The organism is Myxococcales bacterium (assembly GCA_022184915.1).
In the GTDB taxonomy this organism is placed as follows: domain Bacteria; phylum Myxococcota_A; class Polyangia; order Fen-1088; family Fen-1088; genus JAGTJU01.
Map to the genome: position 1 here is coordinate 21,739 of JAGTJU010000009.1, position 14,993 is coordinate 36,731.

Consider the following 14,993-nt stretch of genomic DNA (forward strand, 5'->3'; position numbering starts at 1 on the left):
AGCGGCGGTGGCGGATGAAGTCAGCGGCATACTTTCAGAGCAAGGATGTCCCATGGGTCTCAGTGCGGCGCTTCGCAGAGCGCTCGATCTGAAGAACGCTCCTTCTGCGCCCTTCATCGAACTATCCTGCGGGACCGGAGACACACTCATCAGGGTGTGCGCGCAGGGCGCGTGCGTGAACACCAAGACTCATCCTGTCAAGCAGCCGGCCGACGCGAGCTGGCTGGCCGTCGTCGTGGAGCCCACGCTCGAACGCCTCCGTCGCAAAGCACGACCTCAAAACCAGAGCACGGCCATCACTCAAGATGTCGGGAACGAGCCGCGCGCGCCCTTGGCTCCGGTCGTAGAGCCCCTCCGCGATGACCAGCCGATGGCACGGGGACCGGAGGCCGAAACGTCGCCTCCCCCTCTTCGTCCCCCGCCGGACACCTCCACGGGAGCCCGCGCACCGCTGTCCACCGCCCCCGCGCTCATCCCGATCGCGCCGCGCCCGTCGTCCACGCCTGCAGTGAAGGCCCCCGCCGCACGCGCCTCGACGATCCTGCCCACGAAACCCCCGCGGCGTACCTTGTCGCTGGGCGGAGGTCTCGAAAACGCGTTGCGAGACACCTGGGCCTGGTCGACTCACTTGCGCACGACGTGGAATTTCGGATCGTGGGAATCGGCGTTGAGCACAGCCTATGTGCACGCCTTCCGTCGTACGAGCACCGGCGAGCTCTCCCTCGACGGGGTTCGGCTTGCCCCCTACTTGGGCCTGGGAACCTCCCCGAGGCCCGCCTGGCGGCTCGACCTGGGCGTGGCACCTCGAGTGACGTGGATTCACCTCGAGGGCCATCGGCGGAACCAAGGCGCCAACGTAGGGGACGAAGAGGACGCCTCTGCGCTCGTGATCGAGACCCAGCTCGAAGGGGGGGCACGATACTGCCTCACGAAGGTTCGCGGCTTGTGTTTGTCCGCAAGGACAGCCCTCGCGCGTACCCACAAGGCAATCGACGCGCGTAGGGCAGGCACGTCAGTCCTGACGTCGAACAGAATGTTCTGGGGCATACATCTCGGAATCGGGATCGCTTTCTAAGGGGCTCAAGCAGCCTCATGAGCGTGACGAAGCTCCGTGACGTATTCGAGCTTCAGTGCTTCACGTGGTCGAGAAAGACCCGCGTGCGAGCAGCCTCGCTCCTCAGGGCCCCAGGGGGACGCTTGTCGTTCTTCAGGGAACGCGTTCCACTTGCACGCGCCGTAGCTCCATCAGGCTTTCCCCTGTGAGGCTTACCGCCTCGACGGTCAGCTCGGAAATTCCCTGCTTGGCTTCGAGCTCGCCGAAGGGCTCGACGTGCCACTCCTTGCCCGCGGACGTGCAGCCCGATAGGACCGCTTCCGTACTTGCCCCGCCCAGACGGATGCGCACCTTCGACCCGTTGCTACGGCTCGTACAGCGGAGCTCGAGTCCGAGACGCAAGCGGGTGTCGTCCTTGACGTCGACGCGCCAGGTGGCTTTTCCATCCACCGTCGTCCAGCGCGCAATCCAATCCCGGTGCACGCCGAGGGAGCGGTAGAGGGGCGGATCTTCTCGGTACTGGAAGGCCAGGTTGGTGAGCTTCGCAGGGTGAGCACGCAGATAGGTGGGGTTTTCTTCGACATATCCGACGGGGATCGGAGGCTTGGCGGGGCGTACACCGCGCACCGCAGACCACCAGGCCACGAACTCGCCCTCGAGCTGCGCCACCGTGACGGCATTGCCTTTTGCCAGGTCCGCTTTTTCCCCGGGATCGCCCGCGAGATCGAAGAGCTGAAGCTTGTCCTTGTTCTGCACAAGCTTGGTGGAGCCCGAGAGGATCGAGCCCCCGGGGAACGCGGCCATGGGGTCCACCGGGGTCTCACCCGGGTAGTGCATGAACAACTTACGGGACGCAAAGGCCGTGCTCTCGGCGCCTTGCAAAAGCGGGCGCAAGCTGCGCCCATCGATCGGGAGCGCGCGAGGAAGCTTTGCCCCCGCAAAATCGGCGATGGTGGGGAGCATGTCGATGTGAGCCGTGTTCACGTGGACCTCGGCTTTCGCAGGCACGTGCCCGGGCAGGCGCATCACCAGCGGAACGCGAACGCCCCCTTCGAGCACGTCGTACTTCCACCCGGCAAGCCCGCAGTTCGGACGCTGGGGTTCGGACTTGACCGGCAGGCCACCGTTGTCGCTGGTGAAGATCACCAGGGTCTTTTCGTCGAGGCCCAGCTCCGCGACACGGGCAAGCAGGCGGCCGATGTTCTCGTCCATCGACTCGACCATTCCGTACAGCTTCGCCGTTTGCGCGGGCTCACTGTCTCGGCCCGCAAGGAAGGACTCGGGCACCTCGAGCGGCGAGTGGGGGGCGTTGTACGGCAGGTAAAGAAAGAAGGGCGTATGGGCATTGCGCTCCACGAAGGCGATCGCTTCATCCGTCAGGATGTCCGTCAAGTAGCCCTTGGTCGTCTCCTCCTTGCCGTTGCGCTCCATCACGGGATTGAAGTACCCGCTGGATCCGTCGCGGAATCCGAAGAATTCGTCGAAGCCCTGCGCGTGCGGGACCAGCGGGTAGTTTTCGCCCAGGTGCCACTTGCCGACGAGCGCCGTGCGGTAGCCCTCCGCTTGCAGCAACTCGGCCACCGTGACCTCGTCGGCGGCCATGTATTCATTGCCGGTGACGACCCCGAACACACCCGTCCGTTGGTGATGGCGCCCGGTCAACAGGCTGGCGCGCGTGGGTGAACACACGGGCGACACGTGAAAGCTGGTGAACAGCGTGCCCTCGCGCACCAGCTTGTCGATGTGAGGCGTCTTGACGCGGGGGTTGCCCGAAAATCCGAAGTCACCACAGCCCTGATCGTCTGCGAGGATGAAGATGATGTTCAGGCGGCCGGGGCCACGGGCCTGCCCCGCGACGCCGTCGACGGGCGGGGGGGGCCGGGACGGGTGCGCACAGACGGCGAGTGCGGTCACGAGGCCCGCGATCCATGAGTGCCGAGCCCAGGTGACAATCGACATCGTAAGCGCAAGAATGAGGGTCAAAGACCTCGGGGCACCTGACGAACGATCATCATTCGACTGTCCCACTTTAAGGCGGCGCCCCCCCGGCTACAAGAGTGCGCAATCGAAGGCGATATACCCACACGTAGGCGCCAACACACGAGTTCGTCTCTGTATAATGACTTCCTTGCGACGCGCGCAGCCACGTTCTCGCCTTGCCGTTTTCGTCGTGGCCCTGACTTTTGGGGGGGCACTCTCGCAGGAGCGCGCGTGGGCGGCGCCAAGGTCGGTGCGTGGGACCTGGAACGACTGGTACGACGTGACGGCGCTCGCGCAAACAACCGACGGCTTCGTGTACCTCGCGTCGGAGTCGGGGCTCGCGCGCTTCGACGGCGTGCGCTTCGTGAACCTCAGCCGCAACGGCAACGCCGCGCTGGCCGGACAACGGGCGCGTGCGCTTCTGGCCACACCGGACGGCGCGCTCCTCGTGGGGCTCGCGGGCGGTGCCGGGGTGCTGCGGCTGCAGGGGGATTCCGTGGACGTGTGGGCCGGGCCCGAGCGCCTCGGGGGCCTGTCCGTCGACCGGTTGGCGGCCGATGGCCAGGGGGGCCTATGGCTCGGCACCAACGAGGGCTTGCGCCGCCTGCGCGGCCCGCGCGTGGAGGTGCCTTCCCAGGGCCCGAAGGGGCAGATCTTGTCCCTGGCCGTCGACGCCGCTGGCCACGCGTGGGCCGGCGTCATCGATGGCCTCTGGCGCGTGACCGAAGCGGGCGCCACGGAGGTGGCGCATGGCCGCGACGTGCGCGCGCTGGTCGCGCAAGGGCGTAGCATCTGGGCCTCCGTAGGGGACGACGTATACCGCTTGGAAGGGAACGACCTCGCCCTGCCCCCCTCGCCGCTCTTCACGACGCCGCTGCGGCAAGCCGCGGTCTTGGGGCTGGATCCTCTAGGACATGTGATCGTCGGTGGAAACCGCACCCTGTCCGTGTTCATCGACGGCGCGCTCGAGCCGCTGGCATCGCCTGCGCGCGCGGCGGACTCGGCCCGTGCGCTGCTGACCGCGCAAGATGGCGCGGTGGTGGTGGCATCGGATGGTGGTGAGGTGCGCTTGCTCGGGCCCGCCCTCGTGGAGACCTTGGCTGCGGGCCGTGCGGGTGAGCCCAACGTGGTCTTTTCCGCCCTCGAAACGGAGGATGGGTTGTGGGTGGCCAGTGCACAAGGGCTGCTCTTGCAGAGGCCCGGCGGCGCCTTGACCCCCGTTCCCTTGCGCAGTCACTGTCCGCGTTCGCTGGCGCGTACGCAGGACGGTCGCCTGTGGCTCGGGACCTGTGACGAGGGGCTGTTTTCGTGGAACGGCCACAGCTGGCAAAACGAAGATGTCGGCGAGTCGCACCTGCATCTCATCATGCCCGCGCATGAAGGGGGCCTGTGGGTGACCCTCCGCCGAGGCGGGCTCTTGCACGTCGAGGGGAAGAACGTGCGCAGGATCTCCGGAGATGCCCCACCCTGCCCCGAGGAAAGTCGCTCGGCCTGTCTGTCCACCTTCCACGCGTTGGCGGAGCTGCCTGCGGGCGTGTTCGCAGGCTCGCGCCGGGGCTTGTTCCGCGTGGAAGGAACGCGGCTTTTGCCCGTCCCCCTCGGCCGTCCCGTCGAGGTGCTCAGCCTTTTGCCCGACCGCGAGGGCGGCCTGTGGATGGGCACGTGGGGCCATGGCCTGTTGCGCTGGCGCAACGGACACCTGCAGGGCGTCGCGGCCAGCGCCGGCTTGGGAAGCGAGCGGGTGCACACGCTCGGCGAAGAGGGCACGGCGCGCCTGTGGTTCACCTCCGAGCGGGGCGTCGCACGCCTCGAGCACGCCGCGCTCGACGCGCTCTTTTCTGGGCGTACGTCGTATGTCCAGGCGCTCACCTTTGACGAGCGCGACGGCATGCTCACGCCGCGCACCTCGTTCGGCCATCAGCCAAGGCTGATCTTCGACCAAGAGGGCGCCCTGTTGGTGCCGTCGGCCGACGGCTTGATTCGCGTTCCACCGATGGCCCCCTCACCCTTCAAAGTAGAAAGACCTGCGCTGCGTTTCGAGCATGTCGAGGTCAACGACACCGTGGCCGTGATCCCCGCGGGGCGCACGCTCGAGCGGCCCTCCGGGGCCGGTAACCTGACGGTGCGGTTCACCGCGCCGGTGCTTGCGTTTCCTCATCGCGCGCGCTTCCGCTATCGCTTGGAGGGACACGATCACGACTGGGTCCTGGCGGGGCCCGAACGCACCGCCCGGTACGCGGGCTTATCCCCGGGCACTTACGCGTTCCGGGTCACCTACGAAATGGCAGAGTCGCCTGCGCCGGCACGAGAGCTTTCGCTCTTGCTCACACTGCGCGCCTGGCACCAACGTATCGAGCTCTACGTGGGAGGCGCGGTGGCTAGTCTCGTGCTAGCGCTTGCGTTTCAGCGGCTCAGGCTGCGCCAACAACGCACGCGCTTCGAGCTCATCCTCGATGAGCGCAACCGCATCGCCCGAGATCTTCACGATTCATTGGCTCAGGCCTTCACGGGGATTGGCTTTCAGATCGATCGTCTGAGCCGCCATTTGGTTGCGGGTCCCCCCCAAGTCAAGGGGCTCCTCGATCAGCTGCGCACCATGGTCAACCATGGCCGGTACGAAGCCCGACAGGTGATCTGGAACCTCCGTGCGCAATCGGGTGCCGAGCGATCCCTGTCTTCTTCCCTCGAAGACATGGTGGCCACAGTGGCCACCGTGAGCGATGCCCACATCGAAGTGAACGTGCAAGGAGACGAACCGGCTCTGCAGGGCCCGCTCCTGCAGGCCTTGCTGCACATCGCCCAGGAAGCCATCACGAACGCATTGGCGCACGGACAGGCGCATCGGGTGCAGCTCGAGGTGCTTGCCCACGAGCCCCGGCTCTCGCTGGTCATCACCGACGATGGCCTGGGGTTCGATCCGGGGGAAGTGGGCCAGGACCTGCGGCCCCACTTTGGTTTGCAGGGCATGAAAGAGCGGACAGAACACATCGGCGCCACATTGACGGTCGACAGTCAACCGGGACGTGGCACGGTGATTCGCGTGGATCTCGAGACAGGGAGCGCAATGAAATGGTGACCGCGTCGCAACCCATCCGTGTCATGTTGGTCGAGGACCATCCGATCGCGAGGTTGGGCTTGCGGGGTCTTCTCGAGGACGATCCCGGCTTCGCGCTGGTCGCCGAAGCGGCAGACGGCGTGGAGGCGCTGGCCGTGTATACGACCGCGCGGCCGGACGTGGTCGTCATGGATCTGCGCATGCCTCGCTTCGATGGCATCCAGACCACCGCGGCCTTGTGCCAACAAGACAGCGCCGTGCGCATCCTGGTTCTGTCCAGCTACGACTCCGAACAGGACGTTGCCCGCATCATGCACGCAGGCGCGAAGGGGTACGTGATGAAAGAGGCCCAGGGCGATGAGGTGCTGAGGGCGATCCGTCAGGTGGCCGAGGGGGGCGAGTACCTGTCCGACTCCGTCGCCCGCCGCCTGCACGAGGCAAGGACCTCCACCGCCTTGAACGCGCGTGAGCGGCGCATTCTGGAGCTGATGGCGAAGGGGCTGAGCAACGCCCAGATCGCCGACATGATTTCGCTCAAAACCAACACCGTGAGGGTTTACACCTCCGATCTTTTCGCGAAACTGGGCGTGGGCAACCGTGCCGAGGCCGTGTCAGTGGCAATCGAGCGCGGCATCATCCGGCGCGGCTGAGCGTCTGCCTGAAGCCATGGCGCACGAGCCCTGTGCTACCATCGCACGAGCCATGGCAGACCCCGCTCGGCGCGCGGCCACGTATCTGGACGTTCTTGACGCACCTCCGCAGATGATCGCAGAGGTGGTGGGGGGACAGCTGCATCTTCAGCCTCGTCCCGGGTTGGCCCACGCGGCAGCGGGCTCGGCTCTCGGTGAAGAGTTGGGGCCGCCATTCAAGCGCGGCAAAGGCGGCCCCGGTGGCTGGATCATCTTGGACGAGCCCGAGCTTCACCTTCAGGCCGACATCGTCGTTCCTGACCTGGCCGCGTGGCGGCGTACCCGCCTCGATGTCATTCCCGCCACGGCGTACCTGACGATGGCACCTGACTGGGTGGCCGAAGTGTTGAGCCCGCGAACCGAAAAGTTTGATCGCACGGACAAACTCACGGTCTACGCTCGTGAGAAGGTGCCCTGGGTGTGGCTCGTCAACCCTCAGCAACGAACCCTAGAAATCTTGCACCTGGGAGCAGACGATCGTTGGATCGTTCAGGCTGTTCATCACGATGATGCCCAAATTCGGGCGGAACCGTTCGACGCCATCGTGTTTGACTTGGGTGCCCTCTGGGCAAACGTGCAAAGCACTGAATCTCCGTAGCGGCGCCGCGACGACGTCGTCGCCCAGCCAGTGAGCCACGGCGAAGCCGATGGGGCGCTCGGCATCGTCCAACGCCAAAAAGGCGCCGCCGCTGTTCAGGACGGCCGCGACCTCATTGGAGGGCAAAGGCTCGAGGGCGGCGATCCAACCGTGCCCGATGTCGTCGAATGCCCGTGCAGCAGCGAGCTCCAGCGTGCGAAACACAGGGATCTCGTCCCGGCGGGCGGCGCGGATGTTCATGTCGAGTTGAGCTTCCGCCCTTCTACGCGCGTGGCGGTCCACGAAGAAACAGTCCCTGACAGGCGCCGCGAACCGACCTCACTACGGACACAAAACCTGTGCCCGCACGGTTCGTTCATCCGGTGGGGTCCAAAGTGCCAAGAAGCCCGGAGACGTCGTGAACAGCGCGGGGGGATTCTCAACGTCCGCCGTGCCCAGAATGAGGTTAGTACGGGCGGTCGATGCGGACGCGGGCAGCCAAGCGACATGCAAGCTCGCATCGGAACCCACATACAAAGCGGCATCACCAGCGGCACTGTGAGCCACAGCGACCTCGCTTGCGGACGCAGCAAGGTCGAAGGTCTTCTCGGTTCCCGCGATGGGAGCGCCCCGGGCATCCAGAGTCTCCATCGTCGCCTGTGGCGTGGTGTTGCTGACCCAGGTCACGACGAAGCCTTGGGCATTCGATGACAGCGCTGCGGTCACACCCCGCCGCTCGAACCGACGTTCCACGTGATGGCCATCAACGGCCGAAAAGACGTCCAAAGCTTGTAGGCCGCTACATTGATTCAATACGCCGAACGAGTCAGGTGGGAAGGAGACCACTCCGTGGACTTTGGGCAATCCACTACATCGAGACAAGCTTCCATGGCCCAAGGGTTTCAGGTCGGGGCCGGTGGCGGAGAACTCCAAGTTCTGCACGTGCCGGTAGGCGATGCCGTAGCCCGTGTCGCTGGCCGCAAGCCGCGGACCCAGGTTTTCGCCCGGCTCGGGTGTGGAGATCTCGACCGCCGTAGAGGCCCAATTCATGCTGGGGTTGGCGGGGTCGAACTCGTATGCAAAGATCGTCCAACGTCCGCGCAAAGCATGGTTGCTGAAGCTCGTGACCATGCGTCCGCTCGACAAGGCGAGGCTGGGTGCGTTCAAGCCAACCGCTCCGCCCAGTCGATGCGGCCCCGCAAGAATGCTCCCGGCCTCATCCAGTGCGAGGTACACACGGTCGTCATCGAGACCTGCGATGAGGGCGATGCGCGCGTTGTCCAGCTTTCGTGCAGCCGACAGGGATACCTTCGCTCCGGTCAGCACGGTGAACGCGGAACCACAGGGCTGTCCGCCCGAGGTGCGAAATCCCACCGTGGTGTCACGGGTTCCGCAGGCCGCGACACCGGCAAGTGCAAAAACGTAAAGCACGGCAACAACGGTTCTTGGCATCTGGTGTAGGATCCCGCGCTGTGAGTCTAGCAGCGGCGCACTCCAGATGACTGCGGCTTTCTTCCTTACCTTCGTGGCCAACAGCCCTACGTTCGCCTCGGGTGCTGATGAGGATCGGGGCGCGTCGGTCTTCGTGCAGGTCGGAGGCCCCGCCGTTGCCGCGGCAGAGACCCAACGGGCCCTCGTTTCGGCACTGGGGCCGATGGCCGTAGCCGTCAAACCCGAGCTTGTGGCTGCGGTTGATGTGACCAGCGTTCGCAGCGCCTTGGCGGCCCCTGCGGGCGATACGACCTGGCTTGCGCAGGTTTACATTGATTCTGCCGGCTCGGTGAGGGAGGCCGCAGCCACGGTGTTCGTGGTGGATTGGCGGCACGGGCGCCTGTTCATGCGGAGCTTGCCGCACAGCAGCCCCAGCACCAGCCCCTTGATCCGGGAGCAGGTGGTGCAAATCGTCGTGGCCGCGGTGGGCAGCTTGCTTGCCGGCCAGCGCGTGGGGGAGGATCGTTAGCAGGCAGAGCAGAAGCTGGCCGATCTGCAGCGACCCCCGACTCCCGAAGCGAAACCAGAGCCGCCTGCCCCCCCGGTGGCAGCGCCTGCCTTGCCTGCGCCTTCTCCTTCTCCCGCCCCCCCTCGGGCCCCTGCGACTTCGTGGTCACGAACACTGGCGTTGGGTTACGGCGTGCGCAGCGCGGGCACAGCATTGAGCCTCCAGCATGGGCCCTCCCTCGCCGTAGCCGTGCAATGGCACCGCGAGGCTTGGCAGCTCGGGCCCCTGCTGCGCGCGTTTTACCTCAGGGGTGCCGAACGTGCGGGAGCCCCCGTTGCCATCAGCCTTTCGCAAGGGCCGGTCTGGATCGGGGTCGACGTCGGCCGACGATTCGCGTCGCGCACTTTGTTTCACGCTGCTTTGTTGGGGGGAATCGAACCCACGACGGTCAACCCTTCGTCCTCGGATCCACAAGTCACACCTGCGGCTTCGACCACGCTCTACACCCCCAGCCTGGCCGCCTCGCTGGGCGTGGACGTAAATTTATTGCGACGCGTCCGCGTGCGCGCCGAGGTGGGCATCAGCGTGGATGGCTCACAACGACGCTTCGTGATTCAGTCCGTCGACTCCCCCGAAGAAACGTTGCGGCTAGGGCGCGTGAAGCCTTGGGGCGGCTTGTCGGTCGTGGGGGAACTCTGAGGATTTTGGTTTTTTTCGATACCGTCGATCCCACAGGGGGCGCTCGTCCGTCTAGAACTCAGGTGCGATCTTTGGGGAAAATTCTCAAACTCCGGCCCGACGAAAGCGACGCCCCATCGGTGGACGCGTCCCCGCCAGCCCCCCCGAACCCACCTGATCCCCTCGCGTGCTACATTGCGCCTTGCGTGGCCGGCGATCCTGAGGCAACGGCGGCGTTGCTGCGCGCGGTGGGGCCCGTACTGCTGCGAGCGGCGCGGGCCGTTTTGGGGCCCTCGAATTCGGAGCTCGAGGATGCGGTGCAAGACAGCATGGTTGCCTTTTTGCGTGGCTTGGAATCCTTTCGCAGCGAAAGCAGCCTTGCTCACTTTGCTTCACGCATTGCCATGCGCCGGGCCACGGACTATCTGAGGCAAGGTCACTCGCGGGGCAGACTGGTTGGCAATCTGGCCGACATCGCCAGCACGGGACATGCGGAGCACGGGCAAGACACGGCTCGACAGCTGCGCCACCGACACACGCTCCGCGCCATCCTCGACGAGCTTTCGGATGTGCAAGTCGAAACCTTGCTGATGCGGGTCGTGTTCGACTATTCGATAGAAGAAATCGCACGAGCAACGCAGGTGCCGATCAACACGGTCCGCAGCCGCTTGTTGCTTGCTAAAAAAGCTCTGCGTAGCCGCATCGAAGGCTCACGAGAGTTGAGGGCGTTTTTGCGAGGTGAGATGCAATGAAGAAACAAGGCAGGGGGCGGCGCCCCCCGATGATGTCTCCTGGCCAAGAAGGCTGGCGACGAGATTGGCAAGGCGAGGATGATCTTCTCGCGATGGCAAACATTCTCGTGGATGGCTCTCTGCCGCAGCAGGGTGACGAGTCCCTGCTGGCACGGGCGCAAGCGGCGGCAACGGAGCAGCATGCCATTCGCGCGTCTGTTTCCACCACTTCGGATCGCCTGCTGCTTGACCGCGCCATGCAAAAGGCCATGCACCGGGTGGTCGCTCAGAGTGTCGCCCCCGTCCCACAAACCCCTCCCGCTTCGCGTGGCCGGGGTTTGGTCGTGGTGTTTGGCGTGGCCTTCTTCGTCATATCAACGGGGGTCCTTCAGGCTGCAACGGGGAAGCCCGCACACTGGGTGCGCAGCATCATTGGGGCCCTCCACGCACCACCACCCTCCGGGTCCACCGGGGCGCCGGGCGAAAAATCCTCACCGAGGGAGGCACCCGCGGCGCCGCTCCCCCACCTTGAAATGCTTCCGCAGCCAGCCGACGTGCCCGCACCACAAGAGGCGCTACCGCCCACGAAAGCGCACACGTCCTCTGCCGCCAAACCCAACGACGAACCTAGCCGGCTCTTGGCGCGCGCCATCACCGCACGCAACGCAGGCAACATTCGCCAGGGCATCGCCCTTTACGAGACCCTTCAACGACGCTTCCCAGATTCGGAAGAAGCCGCCGTTTCACACGTGAGCTTGGCCCGCCTGTTGATGGATCGAGCGGCGCAGCCGGGACGCGCCCTCACTCACTACCAAGTGTACCTGCGCCGGCACGGCAAAGGTGTGCTTGCCGAGGAGGCGTTGGCGGGCGCTGCGCTGGCGGCGGCGAAACAGGGTGATTCTCAGCTGGCGGCCCACTATCGAGACCGCTTACGGACCGAGTTCCCTGGATCGATTCACCTGCAGCACCCGTAGAGCGCGACACCCGCCTCTCGCATGGGTACGAGAGGCGCAGTCAACGCTCACACTTGGTCAACGGCCCTTTGCGCTTTCGCGAGCGCTATCTGCGCTGCCAGAATGCGGGATTGGAAGCCAAGTTCGACAAGGCGGCAAGCACGCCTTCTTTCTCGAGCGTCTTGGCAAAGGTCTCCGTTCCGCAAAGTTTCACGTTGGGTTTATCGTTTCCTGCCGCAAAGGCATAGAGCGTCTCGGCGAAACAGGCATGGGCCTCCTTCGTGCTCAACAACACCTGTGCCAGCTCTCGGGCGTTCGCAAAGGTCTTCTTGGTGCCGTCAACGGTACTTAAAAGGTATCCCGAAGTATCCAAGGTCTTCTTCGACAGGGGATCAACGGTCCGAAAGCGCCCGACCGAATCGTAGTGCTCGAGGCCAAAGGCCAGCGGATCCATAAGTTCATGGCAGAACGCACATTTTGGTTTCTCGAAGTGCGCGCTCATGCGCTCGCGATTCGTCAATTGCCCATCCGGCTCAGGACTGAACGCGTTCACATTGGCGGGTGGCGCGGGCAGCTCATCGCACAGAAGCCTTTCCCGAATGAAGCGTCCCCTCTTGACGATGTCGGTGTCTACATCGCGCCCGTGGCTAGCCGCGAAAGCCCCCAGCGTCAGGAACCCGGAACGAATCTCCCCGGGTGCTTCAGTTCTGACCCATTGATCCTTCGCACTGCCCCTGGACAACCCATAGTACTTTGCCAGGCGCTCATTCGTCACCGTATAGGGTGCTGCCAACACAGCAGCCAGGCTGGCGTCATCAGACCACAAAACTTCGTCCACGAAGCGACCGAATTCTTCCGCCATATCGAGGCGGATCTCCGCCGTAAAGTCAGGATGAACTTTTTCGCTCTTCGTGACTTCGAGCACCAGATCGGCGTGCAAATACTCCTCGAAGTATCGCCGAACACCCGCCGCCGTTGTTCCAGTGGCCAACAGGCGCTCGGCGTGCGCGCGCAACGTTTGTTCGTTCAGCTCCCCGTCCTTGGCAGCCGCCAACAACTCCGCATCGGGAGGCGCGTCGGTCAGGGTGTACGCGAGCGCTGAAGCCTTTTCATAGTCCGTCAGCACGACCACGCCTGCCTTTGCCGCATCAGCGTCACCCAGTTCCGAACGAAACTGCGTGTTGTGCGAGAGAAGAATGGCGTTGATGACCTCTTCCCAAGCCCCTTCGTTGCCCGCAAGCGCCTTTTCCTGTTTGAAGAAGTCCAGGTACGCAGAGACTTCTTCACTGGTCAAAGGCCGACGAAACGCCTTTTCTCCCACTGCCGCAATGGCACTGTTTACGCACGCGTCGTCGTAGCCCGCGCTCAAGCAGGGATCGACGCGCCCAGGCTGTTTGACGAGGTGCCGCGCCACCACATCCATCTGTCCAACCACGTCCTGCACGTGGGGGAACGTCATCTCCAGGCGCGAAGCCACGCTACGGAATCCAACAGTGCTCGCCAGCGACTTCTCGAGGGCACTGGCCACCGCAGGCACGCTGCCATCGATGGCCCGTAGGGTGTTTTGCACTTGCTCGGGCGTCAGCTTCCAAAAGCGCCTTGGCAACGTTTCGCAGTCAGACGACACGACCCCGTCTTTCCCACCAGGCATGCCAGCGTTGCCACCTTGCGCACCCTCCGAGTCGACAGGCGGATCTTCCGGGTCAATTTGCGTTTCTATCGAGCCCGAACAACCTGCAACGAGAGCGGTCACCCCGAGGCCGAGGGCCAAACGGGCCCCGCAGCTCAACCATGTCTTGATCATGTGAACATCTCCGTCAAGACGCCCTTGTTGATCCTGGGATCACCGAATGTATTCAGCTCGGCGCCCACGGCATGAGCCACGGACACGTAGAAATCTGCGATCGACCGCGCAGGGGCGTCCTTCCCGGGCTTGGGCTTCGAGCCCGCATCAGCAGGAGTCACCATCGTAATGCGTGGGTCGTTGCTAACGACGGGTGTGTTGGGCAGTTGGATGAGGGCTCCGGTTTTGAGTTTGCCCCCCAAGCTGCCAATCGTCATCACCACATAGTCGAACTGTCCGCCGTGGTGATTGCCTCCGCTCGAATTGATGAATACAATCAAGGTGCTATCAGCCAAACTTCCTGCGCCATCGGGAAGCGCCTCGAGCCGCTTGCGCAGGTGCGCCATGGTTTCGGCCGAATGGTTGTAGTACGCACGGTGATGCGCCTCCGTACCTTCGCCGTGCCACATTTGATGCGCGCCGGGGTACATGACCTCACCGTTGTCTTTGGTCCATGACCCCAAAAAGGGCAGCTTGTTGCTGTTGTTTGCCATCGTCACCACGCGAGTGAATCCACACGACAGGGCCTGCACCAACATGTCGGCCACGGCTTTGGCGCGCGCGGGGTTGCCGTAGTTCCCGTCCATCTCGGCCGCCGAGGGGCTCACAGGGTTTTGGCAGCTGGCCTTGGCTTTCCCCAATCCCGACAGGTTGCTCTCGATTTCCCGAAGCGACGTGAGGTATTGCTCCAGCTGAGCCTTTTCGGGTCCGGCCAAGCGGCCCGATGCCTTGTTGAGGTCACTTACGACGAAATCGAGAACGCTTTTTTTCCTGCGGAGTCCTTCGGCGAAAGCGGCTTGTGCAGCGGCATCATTCCCCACGGTGCTGTTGCCGAAGATCTTTGCAAAGGTCGCAAGGGGATCCTTCTCCGACGCGTAAGGCGCATTGACCCCGTCCGCGCTCGAAGTACCCGCCTTCTTGTCGTACCACACGTCTTGGTTGATCGAGCTTATGGGCGTGTCCGCGCCGATTTTGGCAGCGATGGCACGGTCGATGGTAGGCCCAGGTGGAGCCCCTTCCTCCTCGCCTCCGTTCGCGGAGTCTGCAGCCGTCAAGTACCATTTGTTCCCATGGAGGTAGTGAGAGAAAGGGTTGTACATGTGCTGCACGACGGACACGTGAGCCTTGACCGCCTCGAGCGCCGTGTACCCGCCCATGCTGAGGCCCCCGGTTCCGGTCGGCCGCATCGGCGTATGGATACCGATGCGATCGAGGAAGAAGATCACCCGGTTTTTGGTTGTGACGGCCCCAAACGCAGGGCGCAAGATTTGCCCTAACATGGGGGCCAAGAGCCAACCGCCTGCGCCGAGCCCCAGGGAAGAGATGAACTTTCGTCTAGCCAGGTGGTACATCGATGCTTTGTCGGGTACCAGCGGGCGGAGGGATCAAAACGAAAGCGCTCCGAGATGGCATGGCGCATCGCGCCTCTCGTCGCTCCCGCCGAAAGTTGAGCCGCGAACAGAGCCGCTGCGTCTCCCTCTGCGGGAGGTAACA

The 14,993-nt window shown here is 64.2% G+C and carries 12 protein-coding genes; 8 read left to right on the top strand and 4 right to left on the bottom strand.

Annotated features, from left to right (window positions below; genetic code table 11):
- The first annotated feature begins 52 nt into the window (after window positions 1-52).
- Complete coding sequence (locus KA712_24290; GenBank protein ID MCG5056084.1) at window positions 53-1,075, top strand: hypothetical protein; 1,023 nt, start codon at window positions 53-55, stop codon at window positions 1,073-1,075.
- Between the two features lie 132 nt (window positions 1,076-1,207).
- On the opposite strand, the gene KA712_24295 is transcribed toward KA712_24290, so the two are convergent.
- A complete protein-coding gene (locus tag KA712_24295) occupies window positions 1,208-2,968 on the bottom strand; it encodes an arylsulfatase (GenBank protein ID MCG5056085.1) in 1,761 nt (586 codons plus the stop codon).
- Between the two features lie 214 nt (window positions 2,969-3,182).
- Between KA712_24295 and KA712_24300 the strand changes: the two genes are divergently transcribed.
- From KA712_24300 to KA712_24310, 3 genes are read left to right on the top strand one after another with little or no spacing between them, the layout of a single operon-like run.
- Window positions 3,183-6,110, top strand: coding sequence for a hypothetical protein (locus KA712_24300; protein ID MCG5056086.1), 2,928 nt, complete (start codon window positions 3,183-3,185; stop codon window positions 6,108-6,110).
- A complete protein-coding gene (locus KA712_24305; GenBank protein MCG5056087.1) occupies window positions 6,104-6,739 on the top strand; it encodes a response regulator transcription factor in 636 nt (211 codons plus the stop codon). Before KA712_24300 ends, KA712_24305 begins: the two co-directional genes overlap by 7 nt.
- 52 nt (window positions 6,740-6,791) lie before the next feature.
- On the top strand, window positions 6,792-7,376 hold the full coding sequence (locus tag KA712_24310) for a Uma2 family endonuclease (GenBank protein MCG5056088.1): 585 nt from the start codon (window positions 6,792-6,794) through the stop codon (window positions 7,374-7,376).
- Window positions 7,377-7,697: 321 nt separating this feature from the next.
- On the opposite strand, the gene KA712_24315 is transcribed toward KA712_24310, so the two are convergent.
- Window positions 7,698-8,807 (bottom strand): hypothetical protein, encoded by a 1,110-nt coding sequence (locus KA712_24315; GenBank protein ID MCG5056089.1) that lies wholly within the window; start codon window positions 8,805-8,807, stop codon window positions 7,698-7,700.
- A 46-nt stretch (window positions 8,808-8,853) separates the two neighbouring features.
- Between KA712_24315 and KA712_24320 the strand changes: the two genes are divergently transcribed.
- The 4 genes from KA712_24320 (at window position 8,854) to KA712_24335 (ending at window position 11,677) form a co-directional block, all read left to right on the top strand.
- Window positions 8,854-9,315, top strand: coding sequence for a hypothetical protein (locus KA712_24320; protein ID MCG5056090.1), 462 nt, complete (start codon window positions 8,854-8,856; stop codon window positions 9,313-9,315).
- Between the two features lie 228 nt (window positions 9,316-9,543).
- Window positions 9,544-9,993 carry a hypothetical protein gene (locus KA712_24325; GenBank protein ID MCG5056091.1) on the top strand — a complete coding sequence of 150 codons (450 nt, stop codon included), beginning with the start codon at window positions 9,544-9,546 and terminating at the stop codon, window positions 9,991-9,993.
- A gap of 185 nt (window positions 9,994-10,178) precedes the next feature.
- Window positions 10,179-10,724, top strand: a complete 546-nt coding sequence (locus KA712_24330; protein MCG5056092.1) for a sigma-70 family RNA polymerase sigma factor — start codon at window positions 10,179-10,181, stop codon at window positions 10,722-10,724.
- Window positions 10,725-10,816: 92 nt separating this feature from the next.
- The gene (locus KA712_24335) at window positions 10,817-11,677 is read left to right on the top strand and encodes a hypothetical protein (GenBank protein MCG5056093.1); all 861 of its coding nucleotides are present in this window, start codon (window positions 10,817-10,819) and stop codon (window positions 11,675-11,677) included.
- Between the two features lie 85 nt (window positions 11,678-11,762).
- Here the strand turns inward: KA712_24335 and KA712_24340 are convergent, their stop codons facing one another.
- Both KA712_24340 and KA712_24345 read right to left on the bottom strand, forming a co-directional pair.
- On the bottom strand, window positions 11,763-13,193 hold the full coding sequence (locus KA712_24340; GenBank protein ID MCG5056094.1) for a DUF1592 domain-containing protein: 1,431 nt from the start codon (window positions 13,191-13,193) through the stop codon (window positions 11,763-11,765).
- A gap of 263 nt (window positions 13,194-13,456) precedes the next feature.
- Complete coding sequence (locus tag KA712_24345) at window positions 13,457-14,779, bottom strand: DUF1552 domain-containing protein (protein MCG5056095.1); 1,323 nt, start codon at window positions 14,777-14,779, stop codon at window positions 13,457-13,459.
- Window positions 14,780-14,993: the final 214 nt, after the last annotated feature.

Bases quoted from the DNA above. Each gene is read 5' to 3' on its own strand.
- KA712_24310 (MCG5056088.1), top strand. From the start codon at position 6,792: ATGGCAGACCCCGCTCGGCGCGCGGCCACGTATCTGGACGTTCTTGAC.
- KA712_24345 (MCG5056095.1), bottom strand. From the start codon at position 14,779: ATGTTAGGGCAAATCTTGCGCCCTGCGTTTGGGGCCGTCACAACCAAA.
- KA712_24315 (MCG5056089.1), bottom strand. From the start codon at position 8,807: ATGCCAAGAACCGTTGTTGCCGTGCTTTACGTTTTTGCACTTGCCGGT.
- KA712_24335 (MCG5056093.1), top strand. From the start codon at position 10,817: ATGGCAAACATTCTCGTGGATGGCTCTCTGCCGCAGCAGGGTGACGAG.
- KA712_24290 (MCG5056084.1), top strand. From the start codon at position 53: ATGGGTCTCAGTGCGGCGCTTCGCAGAGCGCTCGATCTGAAGAACGCT.
- KA712_24320 (MCG5056090.1), top strand. From the start codon at position 8,854: ATGACTGCGGCTTTCTTCCTTACCTTCGTGGCCAACAGCCCTACGTTC.
- KA712_24305 (MCG5056087.1), top strand. From the start codon at position 6,104: ATGGTGACCGCGTCGCAACCCATCCGTGTCATGTTGGTCGAGGACCAT.